Raw genomic sequence first — 17,303 nt, forward strand, 5'->3', positions numbered from 1 at the left:
AATGGCAGCATTGATGATCGCAGGTACGCACAGCGGTGCAGGCAAAACGACCTTGACGATGGGCTTACTGGCCGCTTTTGTGGAGCGCGGGGAGACGGTACAAAGTTTTAAGACCGGTCCCGATTATATTGATCCGACCTTTCATCGCCGCATTACCGGTCGCGCTTGTTCTAATCTCGATACGTGGATGATGGATGAAGCTACGGTAAAACGGTTGTACAGCCGGGCCATGGAAGGGGCGACCATGGGCATTGTCGAAGGCGTCATGGGCCTTTTTGACGGTGCAGCGGGCCAGCGTCCCGGCGGGGCCGGCAGTTCGGCTGATTTGGCGCGCCGGTTAGGTCTACCGATATTATTGGTGATTGACGCTCGTTCGGCTGCGCAAAGTGTGGCGGCCGTTGTGCATGGCTTTACTACCCTTGATCCGTCGTTGCGCTTTGCCGGTATTGTGATTAACCGCATTGGCTCGGAACGGCACGGACGGATGATTCGTGAGGCCATTGAACATCTTTCGCCAATTCCGGTGCTGGGCTGTTTGCCGCGCGATGCTTTTTCTTCCTTGCCGGAGCGCCATCTGGGTTTGGTTTCGGCCGAGGAGGCCACACCGGCACTGCGGGCGTACTGGAAGACCTTAGCCAAACAGATCGCCTTGCATATCGATCTCGATCGTTTGCGGGCGATCATGCGCGATGAGGAGCAGGCAACCGGCACGGCAGCGGTGACGACGACGGGAACAGGGGCGGCGTCATCGGCCTTGCTGTCGGCAACGACCAAAAGCGCCAGGCCCTACCGCATGGCCATCGCTCGCGATCGCGCTTTTCATTTTTACTACGATGATGCGCTGCGCGATTTAGCCGATATGGGTATTGAATGGGTACCCTTTCAACCGGCGGCGGGGGAGACCTTTGCCGCTGATGTGGACGGTATCTATCTCGGCGGCGGCTATCCTGAACTGTATCTGGCCGAGCTAAGTAATAATCAGCGATTTTGGGATGATCTTCGCCATGCCCACCGGCGCCAACTACCTATCTTCGCCGAATGCGGCGGCTACATGAGCTTATGCACTTCGATCTCGGATGGACAAGAGTCCTACGCTATGGGTGGATTGATCCCAGCCACGTGCCGCATGCTGGATCGGCGCAAAGCGCTGGGCTATGTTCATGCGGAAATTGCCGGTGATCATTTGCTGGGACCGGCCGGAACGCGCTTGCGGGGCCATGAGTTTCATTATTCCGATGTCACTTTTTTGGCTGAAAGGGAAGCGCCGGCCTTTTGGCTACAAAAAAACGGTGAACAAGGGGAGAAAGTAGCAGCCGGATACCGGGCACCGGGATTAACGGCTTCCTATTTGCACGTCCATCTTTCGGCATTTCCGCAAGCGCGGGAAGCCCTAGTACAGGCGCTGGCCGGGAGAACGCGATGAGCGGTTATATCCAAGTGATCACCGGTAACGGCAAAGGCAAAACGACGATGGCCTTGGGCGAATGTCTCCAAGTAGCAGCGCAAGGATTGAAAGTGCACATCGTGCAGTTTCAAAAAGGCAGTTCTTATATGGGAGAACTGTTTTCTTTACAGCGCATACCGACATTGACGATTACCCAGTTTGGCTTTGGCTGCCCGCAGTCAGCCATGATCCGGTCCGGGTTGGCGCATTGCGTATCTTGCGGTGATTGTTTTCGCCGGAACCGCGATCGGCAAAATCCTTGGCCGGGGCAGGGATTTGCTTTTGCCTGCACACTCTTACAGGATGAACAGGCCAATTTGGTCGTTCTTGATGAGATCAGCCATATTATCAACGCCGGTTTCATCTCGGTCGAGCAGGTTTTAACAGCATTAGCTAAGCGTCGGCCGTCCCTGTCGGTCATTCTTACGGGGCGGCGGATGCCGGAACAACTGATCGCGATAAGTGATCGGGCCGTCGAATGTTGCGCCGTAAAACATCCTTTGGCCGATGGGATTGCCCCTTCCCGGCGGGGAATTGAATATTAATCAAAGGCCGGCGATGGAGTACAGAGGCGAAAAAATATGAGCATGAGCAAAAGATGGTTGCGGCTACGCTTGGCCATCAGTTTCTTTTCACGGCTGCCCGTAGGTGATCTGGGGATTTGTCCTGATGAAGATTTTGGGCGATCCTTTGGCTATTTGCCGGCGGTGGCGCTGATCTTAGGTGGCGTTTTGGCGCTGGCTGCTTGGCTTCTCGGCATGCTTTTGCCGCCGTTGGTCTGGGCGCTGCTGATCTTGGCTTATGAGATTTATCTGTCCGGCGGCACGCTCTTAGATGGCTTTATGGACACGATGGATGGGATCTTTTCCGGCCGTTCGCCGGAACGGATTTTGACGATCATGCGTGATTCGCGCGTGGGTGCCCATGCGGTTGTGGCCGTTGTGCTTTTATTGATGGTCAAGGGAGCTGCACTTTTTGTCCTTTGTTCGCCCGAAAGTGGCGGCGCTGTGCACGGGACATTAAGTCCAAGCGGAGCAGCGCCGGAGGTACCAAGCATCGCCGGATGGTCGCCGCTGATGGGCTGGTATGAACTTACGGCCCAGGCGCCGCTTTATCTGACCTTGTTGTGGATGCCCTTGGTCGGTCGCTGGGCCGTCATCTTGGGAATGTGCCGCTTTCCCTATGCGCGGGAACGTGGGATGGCCAGTTTGTTTCATCAGTATCTTGACCGCCGGATGCTACCGTGGGCGACGCTGGTTGTGCTGTTGGTGACGGGCTTCTTGGCCGGTGTTATGGGAATGCTGGTCTTTGCCGTAATTGCCTTACTGATGTTGCGTATGGGACAGACCTTGACCGGGCAGCTCGGGGGATTGACTGGTGATATCTACGGTGCTATGGCGGAGTTAAGTGAAGTGATGGTGTTACTCGGTGTACTGATGCTGCAAAAGGCGGTTGGCTAAGCGAAATCGTTGGAGCGGAGCACCGGTTGGCCGGTTCGAGCAAGGAGGGAGAATGATGCAAGGATTTGCCCGGGTACCGGGAACCTGTGGCGAATTGGCCCAGGGCTTGATCGGTGACCGTATCTTGCACATTACCTGTCCCATTGATGCTTGGGTAACGGCAGAGGTGATGGCACGGCCCGGTAACGGCAGGATCAGTGGCCTTGACAATAAACCCAAAACAGAACAAGCCCTGCGGCAGTTGCTTCGGCAGCATGCAACTCAGGATAAGTTGTCTGAGACTTTGGATCTGACAGTGACGCTGACCAACCCCTTACCGGGTGGCAAAGGGTTAGCATCAAGCAGTGCCGATATCTGTGCTGCTTGCAGTGCCGTTGCGTCGGCACTGGGCATCGTCTTATCGCCGGAGTTGCTTGGCGCTATCGCGGTGACGGTGGAACCGACCGATGGTTTGTTTTATCCTGGCATCGCAATTTATGATCATCGTGGCGGCACTTGGGGTAAAGTTATTGGGTATCCACCAACCCCGCCGCTTCATATCTTGGTTTATGATAGCGGCGGTACTGTGGACACCACGTTGTTTAATCGCCGACCGGACTTACCGAGCTTGCATCGCGCCAATGCCCCGGTCATGCGTGAGGCTTTTCGCCATGTGGTGCGCGGATTGCGCCAAGGTAACGGCAAGGAAATTGCCCGGGGGGCTACGATCAGCGCGCTGGCTAATCAGCGCATCCTCATGAAAACCGATTTGCAAGAAGTCATTGCCGGTACCGCTGAACTTGGTGCGTGGGGTGTTAATGTGGCCCACAGCGGAACTGTTGTGGGCATCTGGCTACCGGAAGAACGGATCGACACTATCCGGCGATGGATGGAAATAGAACGGACTGGTTGGGCTTTTCTGGGTGTTCATCGCTTGGTGAGCGGCGGAGTTCGTGCGTAGGCAGGGTACAAAAGAGCAGCGGAGAAAAGAGCAGAGTAGAAACGGCACTGATCAACCAAGCAGAACCGATAGGACTGATGAAACGGTGGAACCGAGGGAATCGATGATAACGCACGCGTACCGTCACGGTGGCGATGTCTGGAGTGTCAAGGCACAGGGCGACGCGCGGCAATGGATTGACTTTAGTGCGAATATTAATTTTTTAGGGCTTTCTCCTCAGGTGAAGGCAGCGATGGTGAACGCGATTGATGATGTGATTCATTATCCCGATCCCCATTGCCGCCATCTGCGAGCGGCTTTATCGACCCATCTTCAAGTGCCAACGGCGGCGATCGCCGCCGGGAATGGTGCTGTCGATCTTTTGGATCAATGGCTCAGAACGGTGCAACCTCGTCGCGTGCTGATCACCGACCCGGGTTTTGGCCAGTACTTACGGGCAATCAAATCGGTCGGTGCGGAAGCGGTAGTGATGCGCTTAACCGAGCAAAATCAGTTTGCTTTTGATGGGGAAGCGTGGCAGCGCGCCATGCAACTGGGTCAGTGTGACAGTGCAATCCTCTGTTCACCACACAATCCTGTGGGCTGGACGTGGACGAAGGAGCAGCGTGACCAAGTCTTGGCCCGAGCAGAAAAAGCGGGGATCCACTTGCTTGTCGATGAATCGTTTTTGGATTTTTTACCGGACGGGCGCGGGCGCAGTTGTGTGGCCACAGCCGCGCAATCAGCACAGGTGGCCGTGCTTTATTCGTTGACGAAATTTTTCGCTTTACCGGGGATTCGCTTGGGCGCCTTGATTGCTCATCCTGCACGAATCGCGGCTTTGGAAGCGCAACGTGATCCCTGGTCGGTCAATCACTTGGCGCAAGTGGCCGGCGTAGCGGCCCTACAGGATCAAGCCTATCAAGAACAAACATGGAACCAGTTGCCGGCACTGCGCGAGCAGTTGATCCATACGCTGCGAGCAATACCGGGCTGCCGACCTTATTCGTCGACGGTGAATTTTGTTTTGGCCGACATTCGGGCGACTTCACTACCAGCTCCGGTATGGACTGGGCGCCTGCGCGACAGGGGGCTGCTGGTTCGTGATTGTTCAACCTTTGATGGGCTGGGCAGCGGTTATTTGCGCTTTGCTGTGCGTCCGGCACCGGCGATTGAACAACTCGGTGCGGCGATGAAGGAGGTTCTGGCCCAACGATGAAGAAAACACGGGTATATTTGATCCGGCATGGCGAGACGGAATGGAACCAGTACCGGCGTTTTCAAGGACATAGTGATGTCGAACTAAGTGCGCAGGGTCGTCATCAGGCCCGGCGCTTGCTTTTACGTTTGGCCGGAGAGCCCTTAGATCACATTTATGCCAGCGACTTACGCCGGGCCGCCGAGACGGCGCGCATTATCGCTGAAGCTCGGAGTGTTCCCCTGGAAGAAGACCGGCGGTTTCGTGAGTGTCACTTTGGCCACTGGGAAGGGATGACCTTTGCCGAAATCCACCAAGCCTACCCGGAAGAAAGCCAAACGTGGATGAAAGCACCTAATCGCTTTCAAGCACCTGGCGGCGAGAGCTTCGCCGATGTGCAACAACGAACCTATCCGGCGCTGCTGGAGCGCGTCGAGCAGCATGTGGGCCAAAGCATTGCCATCGTCGCGCATGGCGGGACGCTCCGGATTTTGCTGTGCGCGATCTTAGGTGTTGACCTGGATCGAGCCTGGCAATTTCGCCAGGACAACACAGCATTGAATATCATCGATTTTTTAGACGATACACCCTTTATTGAACGTATTAATGATGTTACTCATCTGCAGGCAGGGGCTTTTCCCGAAGGGTAATTCGGGGTAGAATAGAGATAGATAGCTCGATGGGAGGCTCGGCTGTGCGGTTCACTCGGCGATGGAGTTTTTGGCAGCGCTTGCGTCTTTGGTTTGATCTTCCCCGTACAGTTCGCTTGATCTACGCGTTGCTTCGTGATGAGCGTGTACCGGTGGGGAACAAGCTGTTGTTTTTGGCAGTCGGTGCTACTTACTTTTTGCTTCCTTTTGACGTGTTGCCGGACATACTGCCGCTGGTAGGGCAGATCGATGATGCTACCGTGTTGTTGCTATTGCTTGATCGGTTTATCGCGGCAGCGCCTACCTATGTGGTTGATGAATATCTGCAAAAAAATCGCAGGTAAAGGAGGGAGTGCCCCTCCCCTTTTCTTATGAGCTTATTCATGGTCTGAATGATGTTATTGTATTAATCATTGCCACTGCTGGATCAATTGTGCTAAAATCGATCAATAATATTTGAGCGGTCAAATTCAGGCTGCGGAAGGGGTTGTTACGTTTGCGTGACATGCAAACAATTCGTGAAGGACTGACTTTTGATGATGTATTACTGGTGCCGGCCAAGTCTGAAGTATTGCCCCGTGATGTGGATACAACAACACAACTGACTCGGCGCATTCGGTTAAACATTCCACTTATGTCGGCAGGGATGGACACGGTGACCGATTCCCGGATGGCCATCGCCATGGCTCGTGAAGGCGGCATCGGTGTGATCCATAAAAATATGACGATTGATGAGCAGGCCCATGAAGTGGATCGGGTAAAACGGTCGGAACACGGTGTAATCACCGACCCGGTCTTTCTCTCTCCGGATCATCGCATCTCCGATGCACTGGAGATCATGGAACGTTATCACATCTCCGGTGTGCCCATTGCCAACGAGCATGGCAAATTGGTCGGGATTTTGACGAACCGTGACTTGCGCTTCGAACAAGATTATTCGAAAAAAATCGATATGGTAATGACCAAAAATCAACTGATCACAGCGCCGGTGGGCACATCCCTGGAACAAGCCACGGAAATCTTGCGTGGTTATAAGGTGGAAAAGCTTCCCCTCGTCGACAGCGAAGGTCATCTGCGCGGTTTGATTACGATCAAAGATATTCAAAAAGCCCGTAAATACCCGAATTCAACGAAGGATGAAAGCGGACGCTTGCGCGCTTGTGCGGCCGTCGGTGTAACCGGTGATGCGATGGATCGAGTGGCAGCGCTGGTCAAAGAAGGCGTCGATGCCATCGTGGTTGATACGGCCCATGGTCATTCCCTTGGCGTACTCGAAATGGTTACCCGCGTGAAACGAGCCTATCCGAACCTCGATGTGATTGCCGGTAACGTGGCCACCTATGAAGCGACTGTCGACTTGGCCAAAGCCGGCGCCGACTGCGTCAAAGTCGGTATCGGACCTGGTTCGATTTGTACAACACGGGTTGTTGCCGGTATCGGCGTACCGCAGATCACCGCGATCTGGGAATGTGCTCGGGCGGCCCGCGAATGTGGTATCCCCATCATCGCCGACGGCGGGATCAAATTCTCCGGCGATATTGTCAAAGGGATTGCCGCCGGCGCCAATGTGGTCATGATCGGTAGCCTCCTGGCCGGGACGGAAGAAAGCCCGGGCGAAGTGGAAATCTACCAAGGCCGGAGCTTCAAAGTCTACCGGGGCATGGGCTCGCTGGCAGCGATGAAAGAAGGATCGAAAGATCGCTACTTCCAAGAAGACGAGAAAAAACTGGTGCCGGAAGGAATCGAAGGACGGGTTCCTTACAAAGGTACCTTGGCTGATACGGTGTTCCAATTGGTCGGCGGAATCCGTTCCGGTATGGGGTACTGCGGTTGTCCCGATATCGAAGCGCTGATGAGCAAGACAGAGTTTATCCGGATTACGGCGGCCGGACTCCGTGAAAGCCATCCCCATGATGTAACGATTACCAAAGAAGCACCGAACTACAGCGTATAAGCTTGACTAATAAAGAGGACAAAAAATGGGTACCTATTATTTAAACGGCAGCGAGTATGTAACATCGAGGCCACAAGAAAAAGAGCTGGCCCTGGCGCTGGGTACGATGGTGGGGCTGCAGGGTGTGCTGCGGTTGCAGACAGGCCAGCATACCGTTGTCTGGCGCGGTGGCGGGAAGATAGCTTCCGTGGTGCGCCGTGAAGAGCGCATCGAAGAAGGACACCTGACCGTTGATTCGATCTTTTTTCAACTGCTTCCTGAACCGGCCGGCGAAGAACCGTGGACAGTGACCTTGCCGCTTGATCAATATCTTGGCCTTACGCGCTATGGACAAGATATGCTGATGCGTTTTGAAGGGTATACCTGGCATTGGACCCCGCAATGAAGAACAAACGACTGGTTGCCTTTGATTTAGATGGCACACTGTTGGACGAGCATCGCCGGATCCCGGCCATGCTCGTTCAACGCATTCAAGAATTGCAATCGTTGGGCATACTTTTTACCATTGCGACAGGGCGTATGTACCCTGCCGCAACTCGTTATATCGAACAGCTACGCTTGCATGTGCCGATCATTACCTGCAATGGTGCCATGATCCGTGATCACCGGCAGGATCAAGTGATGCATCACCAAGTACTTGATCAAGGGCAGACTGACAAGGTATTGCAATGGCTGCGAGAAAAAGGCCACCGAGTATTACGCTACAGCTTTTATGGCGATGACGTCTTTACCGATACACCGCATGAGCAAACCACTCGTTACGAAGAAGGCTTGGGCGTAACGTTTATGTCTGTGCCTGATTTGGAATTACAAGTTCAACAGTTGGCCAAGCATCGCCATCCAACTATGTTGGTACTCATGCTGGAAGCCGGCGTGGCTCAGGCCTTGTCGGAGGAGTTAATGAGCTTACTTGGCTCATCGGCTTGTATTACCAGTTCAAATGATTATTTTATTGAGATCTTGCATCCGGAGGCTTCCAAAGGGGAAGCCTTGGCCTGTTTGGCGGCCAAACTGGGCATCGACCAGGAGCAGGTGATCGCCATCGGGGACAATCGCAATGATCTCAGCATGATCCGCTGGGCCGGCACCGGCGTACTGGTCGGTAATGCACCGCCGGCAATTCATCATGAAGCCAATCTGATCACCCAGGGGCACCGCTCCTATGGGGTATTGGAAGCGTTAGAAAAGTTATTTCCATAACTACAGGAGTGTTCAACGAAAACGAAGTAATAAAGGAGCAACTATGAACAATTCGCAAGGATCTACGCCGGCTAAGCCAGCGGCGCCGCGGGCGCACAAAGGCTATCGTTCGCGCCGTCCCCGACCGAAGGTCAAACAACCGGTACCCCAGAACAAACCAAGCGTATCGGTGATCCCCCTTGGTGGTGTGGGCGAAGTCGGCAAAAACATGACGGTCATCGAGTACGGTGATGATATTGTCGTTATTGATGCCGGTGTGAAATTCCCCGGGGAAGAACTGCTCGGGATTGACTTGGTCATTCCGGACATTACCTACCTGGTGGAGAATGTGTCTAAAATAAGAGGCATTTTTCTGACCCATGGTCACGAAGATCATATCGGAGCATTGCCTTTTGTATTACGGCAGATTCAAGTACCGATCTATGGAACACGCTTAACGCTGGGGCTGGTTAAAAACAAATTGACGGAACATGGCTTGATGCGTGATGCCCAGCTTCATGAAATCACGGCCGATGATATCATCAATGTGGGATCGCTGGAGTTGGAATTTTTCCGTGTTAACCACTCGATTCCTGACGGGATCGGCATCGCTGTACGCACGCCGGTGGGCTTGATCGTTCATTCGGGCGACTTTAAGCTCGATCAAACACCTGTCGATGACAAAGTGTTGGAATTCAGCAAGCTGGCCCGTTATGGCGATGAAGGGGTCTTGCTGTTTATCTGTGACTCCACGAACGTGGAGCGTCCGGGCTATACACCGTCGGAACGAACCGTAGGTGATACGTTCCGGTCGGTTTTTGCCAAAACCCAAAGCCGGATTATTATTGCAACTTTTGCTTCGAATGTTCACCGTATTCAACAGGTGATCAATACAGCCGCTGAGTTCAATCGCAAGGTGGCCGTCGTCGGTCGGAGCATGGTGACCGTTGTCGATGTGGCGCAGCAATTGGGCTACTTGACGGTACCGAAAGGTATGCTCGTCGAGACGGAAGAAGTGGATCGCTTACCGGATAACCAAGTGACGATCATCACCACTGGCTCGCAAGGCGAACCGATGGCAGCGCTGACGCGCATGGCAACGAACAACCATCGACAGATCGCCATTCGTGAAGGTGACACGGTGATCATTTCGGCCACACCGATTCCGGGCAATGAAAAGCTGGTGGCACGAACCATCGATAATTTGTTCCGCATCGGTGCTGACGTGGTCTATAAAGATGTAGCCATGGTTCACGTCTCCGGGCACGCAGCGCAGCAAGAGATTAAGCTCATGCTCAATCTGCTTCGTCCCAAGTATGCGATTCCGTTTCACGGGGAATACCGTCATCAAACGACCTTTTCGAAGCTGGCGCAGACCATGGGCATTCCGGCCGATCATATCATTCGCTGCAATATCGGTGATCGCATTGAGTTTAATGCGGAGCAAGGACAGATCACTGGCTCCGTGGAAGCCGGCGCGGTCATGGTTGACGGTATCGGTGTCGGCGATGTAGGCAACATCGTGCTTCGTGACCGTCATCATCTGGCGCAAGACGGTGTTGTCATTGCCGTCGTGACGATCGATAAGGAAAACGGTACGATTCTGGCCGGACCCGATCTGGTGTCGCGGGGCTTTGTCTTTGTCCGTGAAGCCGGTGATCTACTCGGTGAAGCCAAGTCAAAGGTGCGGGAAGCATTGACGACGAGGACCGCGGCAAATACTACGGAATGGTCGATTTTGAAAAATTTGATCCGCGATACGTTGAATGAGTATTTTTACTTGAAGACGAAGCGGCGACCGATCGTATTACCGATTATCATGGAAATATAATCGATTTGGGAGGGAGTTTTCTGACCATGACATTTTTGGAAGCTGTGCAAGCGAGAAGAACCTACTACTCGATCAGTAAGGAGTCGGTTGTATCCGATGAGCGCATCCAGGAGATTGTCAATGAAGCCGTGAAACACTCACCGTCAGCCTTTAATTCCCAAAGTGCCAGAGTCGTTCTTCTCCTGGGTAAATCCCATGATCGCTTATGGGACATCACCAAAGAAGAACTGAAAAAAATCGTACCTGCCGATCGATTTAAAGCGACAGAAGAAAAGATCGATGGGGCTTTTCGCAGTGGCTATGGCTCGATTCTTTATTTTGAGGATATGAGCGTTATCGAAGGTTTGCAAAACCAATTTCCAGCGTATAAAGATGCTTTTCCGATTTTTTCTCATCATTCGTCAGGGATGTTACAGTTTATAATCTGGACAGCATTAGAAGAAGCTGGATTTGGGGCTTCGCTTCAGCACTATAATCCGGTGATTGATAACGCAGTAAAAGCGGAATGGGACATCCCCGATAACTGGAAGCTCATCGCCCAAATGCCCTTTGGTAAACCGGTGGCGGCCCCTGGGGAGAAGGAGTTCCAACCATTGGAACAACGAGTAAGGGTTATAAAGTAAGCAAACAATAAAAAAACCTCGAACTGCTATGCAAGAGTTCGAGGTTTTTGCTTGCCTATACCTTTTTGTTCACTTTATCTTGGCCTTGTTCGCTTTATCTTACGTTACCCTTGCTCACTTCGCTTACCTAAATAGACGGTACGAGTCGTTGCGTCCCAGGATACTTCCTTACCAAAGGCTTCGCTAATAAGCCGAAGTGGCACCATGACGCGATCATTGATGAGCAATGGCGGTGTTTCCAGGGGAATCTCAAAACCGTTAATGACTGCGCTTGATTTGCCTACTCGGATGCCACAACGTAATGTATCTTTCGTAAAAAGTGCAAATTTCTCTTGTTGATCCCAATATTCAAGGGTAGCTCCCAGCGCTTCAACGGCGCGAAGCGGAACCATCGTTCGATTCTCCATGAGTAATGGTTTTTGTCCGAATTTAGAGAAATCAACATATTTCCCGTCCACTGCGAGTTGAAGATCATCGGCAAAAGCAGGGGAACTACCATAGATCATCATACCTACCAGCATCATTCCTGCTGCTGATAGGATGGTCAATCGGCAACTCCGTTGTTCGTGCAAAACGACGAAACCTCCTGATATTATTTAAAATGAATTCATCCAGGTTAATGAATGGCAAGCCAGAACCGGAGCCCCAACCTTTCGGGGGTTCTGATCTTTTCGAACAAGAGGTGATGCTCGCCGTTGCGAAAGCGATAATCGAGAACACCATAATAAACCGTAGCATCTTTTCCGGTTTCCGCATATTTGACCGGTAGTGAGTGATGATGGCGTTCGAGAATCGGTAATCCTAACTGCGCTACGGCCTGGTGGACAATCGTCGACGAAGCGCAAACACCGCCGCCAACATCTTGGGCGTACCCGTTGCCGGAAAAGATCGTGCCTTCGATAAAGCCGCTTTCCAGGGTGCGCTGACCTACCTTTTGATTAAATGAAAAAAGTGCATAGGGCTCAAGTACCAAACTATCTAAATAATCCAAAGCTTTTGAGGCATTGTAAAGCCCGTTCTCACTGAGATGCTCAATCGCTAGACTGGCATTTGACGATAGCCGCCAAATGGGAACGGCAATTTCCTTATCTTGGCCTGCAAGTAAAGCCGTAGTGATCAGTTTCTCGCCGGCTTCTCGTAAGCGAATATGATCGGGCAATTTTTTCTTTAAGTCAGTTAGGATATCTTGGGCATCTTCATTCGTTAACGACTTGGGATAGGACCACACATCCGGTGCTACCAGGCCAAAGGTCTTTCCCGGTAAGAGCACAAAAGTCGCGTCATGAATATGCAGAACAATTTTTCCATGGGCATATGTATTTGCTTCATTACGTACAGGTTTTTCTACATCAGGATTTGTTAACACTCCATAAGTAGCGCTGATGGGTACCGATGGGGTGTCTTTATCGGCTATCGGCGAATTCGCTTCAGCCCGCTCCATATTCGTTGTCAGCCAAAGCAATACACTGAAAACAATAGATAAAAAGAAACGGCTGCGATTCGATTGAAAAATCTTTCTCACCTCCTCGTAAGTTGATCAGGACCTTTGCAGCCAAGCAATAATGTGCGTAATCACAATATGATTCAGCATCTTTTTTTATGCTATATTTATAGAATGAATAAGTAGGAAGGGGTATCGATGTGACAGAATCGAACCAACCGTGGTTAACCAATACCGAGCAGGTCAAGTGGGTTGTAGAATATGGTCAATCCCATGCCAGCCACCCCTTGAACATAACCTTACGTGACTGGCCCCAAGCAATTCGGCGTGCCTTAGCCTCCAAAGACGATCTCGGACCGAGCCAAAACCTTTACTTTGCCGCAGCGATTCTGGCAAGTGCTTTCGCTGAAAAAAATAAAAGTGACTATGATCACAGCGACAGTCACTTGCTGTTTATCTTATCGCATGCACTTTTTATCGAGATCACGCAAATTGAACTGGAAGAGATGAACTGTATCAAGTTTAAAGGCGTACATTGTCCTAAAGAGAACCAACAGTGGCCAGGACCGGTAGCCGCCTTTTTCAGCATGTGGCAGGAGGCCATTACGCAGGAGACAGTTCTTGACGCTTGGATGAATGAGTTCTTCTGGTCGGTACACATGGATATTACTTTGCTTTCCAAAAAAGGTGGAGAAAAAGAAGCACATGTTAATCCGGCGATTGGTACACTGATTCATGAGACCAGCAAAGCCGCCTATATGATTCAAGCCCATGAAGAAGCGCAAAAAGAAAACGACTAAAAAAGCAGTAGGCCGATCGGTAATCACCAATCGGCCTACTGCTTTTTTACTTTGTTTTCATGAACGATGGCAACGAGCGGAGAGCATGGCAACCATTATCTTGATTTTTTAGCGAGAAATCTTGCTTCGATGAGTTCCGCAAGGCCAACAGCGTCATCGAGCGACAAGCAAGGAACACCTATGTCCCAAGGAATATCGGAAGCAATCGCGATCAACTCATCGGCTGGGCAAAGCAATTCTTGGCAGACGCAGGACCGAAAGACTTCAATCTTCGGTTTGTTGCCCCGCTTAAAACCTTCGGTAATGATGATATCGACATTTTGTATACGCGATAGGATTTCATCCAGGGAAGGTTCTTGCTGCACCTTTTCGATCATCGTGATTTTGGACGGTGACGCGATGACGACCACATCAGCGCCGGCTTGGGCGTGGCGCCAGCTATCTTTGCCGGGGTGGTCCACGTCGTAGTCGTGAGCACTGTGTTTAAGCGTGGCCACGCGGTAGCCTCTTTTTTTTAACTCCGGCAACAGTTTCTCTACCAAGGTAGTTTTCCCCGAATTGGATGTACCGACGATCGAAATGACCGGGATGGGTGATTGTAGCTCTTTTTCGGCAAGCTCCCGGGCCCGGCGCAGGTCAGCGGGGGTGTTCACATTATAAAAGATTTTTTCGAGGTCACCGCAATCACCGATTTCACACTCGTCTACATAGCGCAACGGAACTTGCCGGCAAAAATCAGTCATTTTACGCATGTCATGTAGCAGGCATTGCTCCAGCGCAGCCAAGCAGTTTTTCGTGTACACCGCAAAAAGCGGTTGCAGATACTTCCCTTGGCGCGGGACTACACCATCATAGCCTGGGGCCATGGCCAGCAGCTTTTGCGCTAAACCCCGGTGGATGAAGGGCAGATCACAGGCCGTGATCAAATTGTAAAAATGCGGCGAAAGGGTGAGTCCGGCGTGGATACCGCTGAGCGGGCCTTGCCCAGGGATGATGTCCGTCGTAATCTGCACATCGAGGTGCCGATAAGAAGCAGGATCATTCGTCACGACGATGATTTCATCAACAATCGGCCGTAGTTCTTCGATGATCGCTGCGATGATCGATTGATGGCCCACAGGGAGGAAGGCTTTGTTGGTACCCATCCTTGAGCTTTGGCCGCCGGCAAGGATAATGGCTGCTGCTTTCATGGCAACTGTCATGGCGCTCATCGCACCCATGTGCCAAGCCACTGTTCGATCGGTAACGTCAGCGGCAAATGATGGCGAATACAAAATTCCCGATAGGATTCGCTCGATCCCGGCAAATCACCTTGCGTTAATAAAGACACCGCAAAAATGTTCGCTTGGCGTTCGAATTTGCTCGAGGCAAAGAACGTGTGATCCTCAATAAAGTAGTAGCCCATACCCCGGTGGAGAATATCGTGCCCTAACTCATGGGCGCAGGTAAAGCGCTGAACGTCATAGGGATCGGCTTCATTGATGACGATAAACCGGCGCTGCAAAACAGCATAATAAAAGCCGTGAACTTCTGACGGCAACGATTTATAGCGTACCAAGATACCTAACTGGTCGGCCAGGGTAAAAGGACAGTTGGTCCCATATGTTTTGATGAGCGTAAGAACATCGTTCTTGATGTCTACCCCCTCCAAAGAAGGATGATTGATTACGAAGCCGGTGACGGCTTGCGTTTGTTCATTTGCTTGGCTTCCCAAAACAAACCGATCATGACACCTTGAATGCGTTGTTTGTCTTCATCAGAAAGAGGCACACCGTTAAACAATAACTCTTCCCGTTCCAGAATCATCAGCAGATCCTTGGGCTTCGGCGCATGAGGACTGTAGCCATTGGGATCGTCTGTATAGCCGGCAAGATAATCGGCCGTTACGCCGATCATTTCTGCCAGCTTATATAACGTGGAGATCCCCGGCAGTGATGGCGGTTCCGTCATCAATTGCTGCAGATAGCCCAGCGTAACCTTACACTCCACCGATGCTTCTTCGGGAGTAAGCGAAACAGCAGCAAGGCCGGCACGGAGCCGAGAAGCAAAAACCGATACATCGGGTCGGGCTTCATGGGTGGAAGCGGCATTACCATGATCGCCAAGGTGCGGAGAATCGATACGGCCATAAAGATAATCAAGACTGACGTTTAACGTATTGACGAGCTTTAATAGTACATCTTTTCCCGGTTCACGTTTATCACTTTCATAAAAAGAAATCGTTGATTCGCCAACACCAATAGCATCGGCCAACTCTTTTTGCGTTAAACCGGCTTTTTCGCGCATGGATCTAAGCTTTTTACCAAACGTCATACATATCACCTGACATCATTATAACCTTGCCACCATACTTTTCAATATGGATAGCCCCATCATCGTAAAAAAACATGACAAAGTAGAAAGTTATCGAGATATAACTTGACGAAATGACAAGTTATAAGTATTCTTTGATCGGGTAAACTTTGCGTATCGCCAAGTCAAGCGCAGGTGATGAAAAATGGCACAGCCCATCCCGACCATTTTGCTGGCCGATATGAATACCTTTTATGCCAGCGTAGAAATCGCTCATAATCCCACTCTTCGCGGCAAGCCGGTCTTAGTTTGCGGTGATCCGGAACGGCGTCACGGCATCATTCTTGCTGCCTCGCGGGAAGCCAAGGCTTGTGGTGTCAAAACGGCCATGACCGTAGGAGAGGCCATCGCTTGTTGCCCGCGGGCGGTTTGTGTTCGGCCCCGCATGGCTACCTACATCAAAGCTGCACAAAAAATCCGACAGATCGCCCAGACGATCTCACCGGTGGTTGAACCCTACAGCATTGATGAACTTTTCATGGATGTTTCCCGCATGGAAAAAATCTGGCCATCGCCGGAAGCGGCGGCCCAAGCGTTCCAACGCCGCGTTATGGACGAGGTAGGCGTCCCCTGTTCCGTCGGCATCGGCTCGAACAAATTCATGGCCAAGATGGCCTGTGATATTGAAGCGAAGAAAAAAGCCTCCGGGGTGGCCCTTTGGAACGATGCCGATATTCCCGTGAAACTGCACCCGCTACCGCTGCGGGAAATGTTTATGGTCGGCTCCAAAATGGAGCGCCACTTCAAAAACATGGGGTTGCTGACGATAGGCGACTTGGCTCGCTATCCGCTGCGTTTTTTGCAGCACCGTTTTGGCCGTAACGGTCTCATGTACCATCAATTGGCTTGGGGCAAGGACGATTCGCTGATTTTCCACCAATTAGGTTTAGTCAAAGACGATGGCTGGCGGTGAACAGTTACGATGAACACAGCCACGATGAACTCAAGAGCATCGGTCACATGGCGACCTTACCTCGCGATTACCGCCACGCCAAAGACATTGAAACCGTTTTAATGGAACTAACCGATGAAGTCTGTCAGCGCGCGCGCAGTCACCACAAAGCCGGAAAAACCGTTACCGTCAGCGTCCGGCGCTATGATTTACGCTCCGGTTTTCACCGGCAATCATCCCTAGTGGCGCCGAGCAATTTGAGCTCCGTTATTTTCAAAAAAGCGAAGGCGATCTTTGAGCAACATTGGGATGGTCAGCCTGTGCGCAGCATCGGTGTCAGCATCTCGAACTTGCACGACGATCAAGACATTCAACTGGAGCTATTTACGAATCTCGACAAAGAAGAGCGTATCAGCCGGGTGCTGGATCAGACCCATGCCCGTTTCGGTAAAACGGCTCTTTTGCGGGCTTCCGCTTTGACGACGGCAGGGATCAGCCGCGATCGCGCCACTAAAATCGGCGGTCATTACAAGTAAAAGGGGCTGTTGCATGATGCAACG

At 51.8% G+C, this 17,303-nt stretch carries 20 protein-coding genes; 15 read left to right on the top strand and 5 right to left on the bottom strand.

Annotation, left to right across the window (positions count from 1 at the left end; translation table 11 throughout):
- Position 1: 1 nt before the first annotated feature.
- The 12 genes from EDD73_RS10040 to EDD73_RS10095 all read left to right on the top strand — a co-directional run bounded on the left by EDD73_RS10040 (position 2) and on the right by EDD73_RS10095 (position 11,258).
- On the top strand, positions 2-1,423 hold the full coding sequence (locus tag EDD73_RS10040) for a cobyrinic acid a,c-diamide synthase CobB (protein ID WP_131919658.1): 1,422 nt from the start codon (positions 2-4) through the stop codon (positions 1,421-1,423).
- Positions 1,420-1,989, top strand: coding sequence for a cob(I)yrinic acid a,c-diamide adenosyltransferase (locus EDD73_RS10045; protein ID WP_131919659.1), 570 nt, complete (start codon positions 1,420-1,422; stop codon positions 1,987-1,989). The genes EDD73_RS10040 and EDD73_RS10045 overlap by 4 nt, the downstream gene beginning before the upstream one ends.
- Before the next feature lie 42 nt (positions 1,990-2,031).
- Entirely contained in the window at positions 2,032-2,904 is an 873-nt protein-coding gene (locus EDD73_RS10050) for an adenosylcobinamide-GDP ribazoletransferase (protein WP_165876448.1), read from the top strand.
- 55 nt (positions 2,905-2,959) lie between these two features.
- The gene (locus EDD73_RS10055; RefSeq protein WP_165876449.1) at positions 2,960-3,844 is read left to right on the top strand and encodes a GHMP family kinase ATP-binding protein; all 885 of its coding nucleotides are present in this window, start codon (positions 2,960-2,962) and stop codon (positions 3,842-3,844) included.
- A gap of 103 nt (positions 3,845-3,947) precedes the next feature.
- Entirely contained in the window at positions 3,948-5,042 is a 1,095-nt protein-coding gene (locus tag EDD73_RS10060; protein WP_131919662.1) for a pyridoxal phosphate-dependent aminotransferase, read from the top strand.
- Positions 5,039-5,671, top strand: a complete 633-nt coding sequence (gene cobC / locus EDD73_RS10065; protein ID WP_131919663.1) for an alpha-ribazole phosphatase — start codon at positions 5,039-5,041, stop codon at positions 5,669-5,671. The genes EDD73_RS10060 and cobC overlap by 4 nt, the downstream gene beginning before the upstream one ends.
- 44 nt (positions 5,672-5,715) lie before the next feature.
- Positions 5,716-6,015 carry a YkvA family protein gene (locus EDD73_RS10070; RefSeq protein ID WP_165876450.1) on the top strand — a complete coding sequence of 100 codons (300 nt, stop codon included), beginning with the start codon at positions 5,716-5,718 and terminating at the stop codon, positions 6,013-6,015.
- Positions 6,016-6,176: 161 nt separating this feature from the next.
- Entirely contained in the window at positions 6,177-7,625 is a 1,449-nt protein-coding gene (gene guaB / locus EDD73_RS10075) for an IMP dehydrogenase (protein ID WP_131919692.1), read from the top strand.
- Positions 7,626-7,650: 25 nt separating this feature from the next.
- Positions 7,651-8,010, top strand: coding sequence for a hypothetical protein (locus tag EDD73_RS10080; RefSeq protein ID WP_131919665.1), 360 nt, complete (start codon positions 7,651-7,653; stop codon positions 8,008-8,010).
- Positions 7,995-8,825, top strand: a complete 831-nt coding sequence (locus EDD73_RS10085; protein WP_131919666.1) for a Cof-type HAD-IIB family hydrolase — start codon at positions 7,995-7,997, stop codon at positions 8,823-8,825. The genes EDD73_RS10080 and EDD73_RS10085 overlap by 16 nt, the downstream gene beginning before the upstream one ends.
- A 43-nt stretch (positions 8,826-8,868) precedes the next feature.
- Positions 8,869-10,635, top strand: a complete 1,767-nt coding sequence (locus EDD73_RS10090; RefSeq protein ID WP_131919667.1) for a ribonuclease J — start codon at positions 8,869-8,871, stop codon at positions 10,633-10,635.
- Positions 10,636-10,655: 20 nt separating this feature from the next.
- On the top strand, positions 10,656-11,258 hold the full coding sequence (locus EDD73_RS10095) for a nitroreductase family protein (protein ID WP_131919693.1): 603 nt from the start codon (positions 10,656-10,658) through the stop codon (positions 11,256-11,258).
- A gap of 104 nt (positions 11,259-11,362) precedes the next feature.
- Here the strand turns inward: EDD73_RS10095 and EDD73_RS10100 are convergent, their stop codons facing one another.
- Together EDD73_RS10100 and EDD73_RS10105 are read right to left on the bottom strand one after the other, a co-directional pair.
- Complete coding sequence (locus EDD73_RS10100; RefSeq protein WP_131919668.1) at positions 11,363-11,830, bottom strand: copper amine oxidase N-terminal domain-containing protein; 468 nt, start codon at positions 11,828-11,830, stop codon at positions 11,363-11,365.
- Between the two features lie 44 nt (positions 11,831-11,874).
- The gene (locus tag EDD73_RS10105) at positions 11,875-12,780 is read right to left on the bottom strand and encodes a VanW family protein (RefSeq protein ID WP_131919669.1); all 906 of its coding nucleotides are present in this window, start codon (positions 12,778-12,780) and stop codon (positions 11,875-11,877) included.
- A 119-nt stretch (positions 12,781-12,899) separates the two neighbouring features.
- On the opposite strand from EDD73_RS10105, the gene EDD73_RS10110 reads away from it, so the two are divergent.
- Positions 12,900-13,499, top strand: coding sequence for a hypothetical protein (locus tag EDD73_RS10110; RefSeq protein WP_131919670.1), 600 nt, complete (start codon positions 12,900-12,902; stop codon positions 13,497-13,499).
- A 95-nt stretch (positions 13,500-13,594) separates the two neighbouring features.
- On the opposite strand, the gene mobAB is transcribed toward EDD73_RS10110, so the two are convergent.
- Genes mobAB through EDD73_RS10125 form a run of 3 tightly spaced genes read right to left on the bottom strand, consistent with a single transcriptional unit; the run spans position 13,595 to position 15,812 of the window.
- Positions 13,595-14,719, bottom strand: a complete 1,125-nt coding sequence (gene mobAB / locus EDD73_RS10115; RefSeq protein WP_207668863.1) for a bifunctional molybdenum cofactor guanylyltransferase MobA/molybdopterin-guanine dinucleotide biosynthesis adaptor protein MobB — start codon at positions 14,717-14,719, stop codon at positions 13,595-13,597.
- Positions 14,707-15,213 carry an ImmA/IrrE family metallo-endopeptidase gene (locus EDD73_RS10120; RefSeq protein WP_207668864.1) on the bottom strand — a complete coding sequence of 169 codons (507 nt, stop codon included), beginning with the start codon at positions 15,211-15,213 and terminating at the stop codon, positions 14,707-14,709. The genes mobAB and EDD73_RS10120 overlap by 13 nt, the downstream gene beginning before the upstream one ends.
- Positions 15,165-15,812 (bottom strand): helix-turn-helix domain-containing protein, encoded by a 648-nt coding sequence (locus tag EDD73_RS10125; RefSeq protein ID WP_131919671.1) that lies wholly within the window; start codon positions 15,810-15,812, stop codon positions 15,165-15,167. The genes EDD73_RS10120 and EDD73_RS10125 overlap by 49 nt, the downstream gene beginning before the upstream one ends.
- A gap of 184 nt (positions 15,813-15,996) precedes the next feature.
- Between EDD73_RS10125 and EDD73_RS10130 the strand changes: the two genes are divergently transcribed.
- Positions 15,997-16,764, top strand: coding sequence for a Y-family DNA polymerase (locus EDD73_RS10130; RefSeq protein ID WP_131919672.1), 768 nt, complete (start codon positions 15,997-15,999; stop codon positions 16,762-16,764).
- The gene (locus tag EDD73_RS10135) at positions 16,761-17,279 is read left to right on the top strand and encodes a DinB/UmuC family translesion DNA polymerase (RefSeq protein WP_131919673.1); all 519 of its coding nucleotides are present in this window, start codon (positions 16,761-16,763) and stop codon (positions 17,277-17,279) included. Before EDD73_RS10130 ends, EDD73_RS10135 begins: the two co-directional genes overlap by 4 nt.
- Positions 17,280-17,303: the final 24 nt, after the last annotated feature.

It is taken from the genome of Heliophilum fasciatum (genome assembly GCF_004341395.1).
In the GTDB taxonomy this organism is placed as follows: Bacteria; Bacillota; Desulfitobacteriia; order Heliobacteriales; family Heliobacteriaceae; genus Heliophilum; species Heliophilum fasciatum.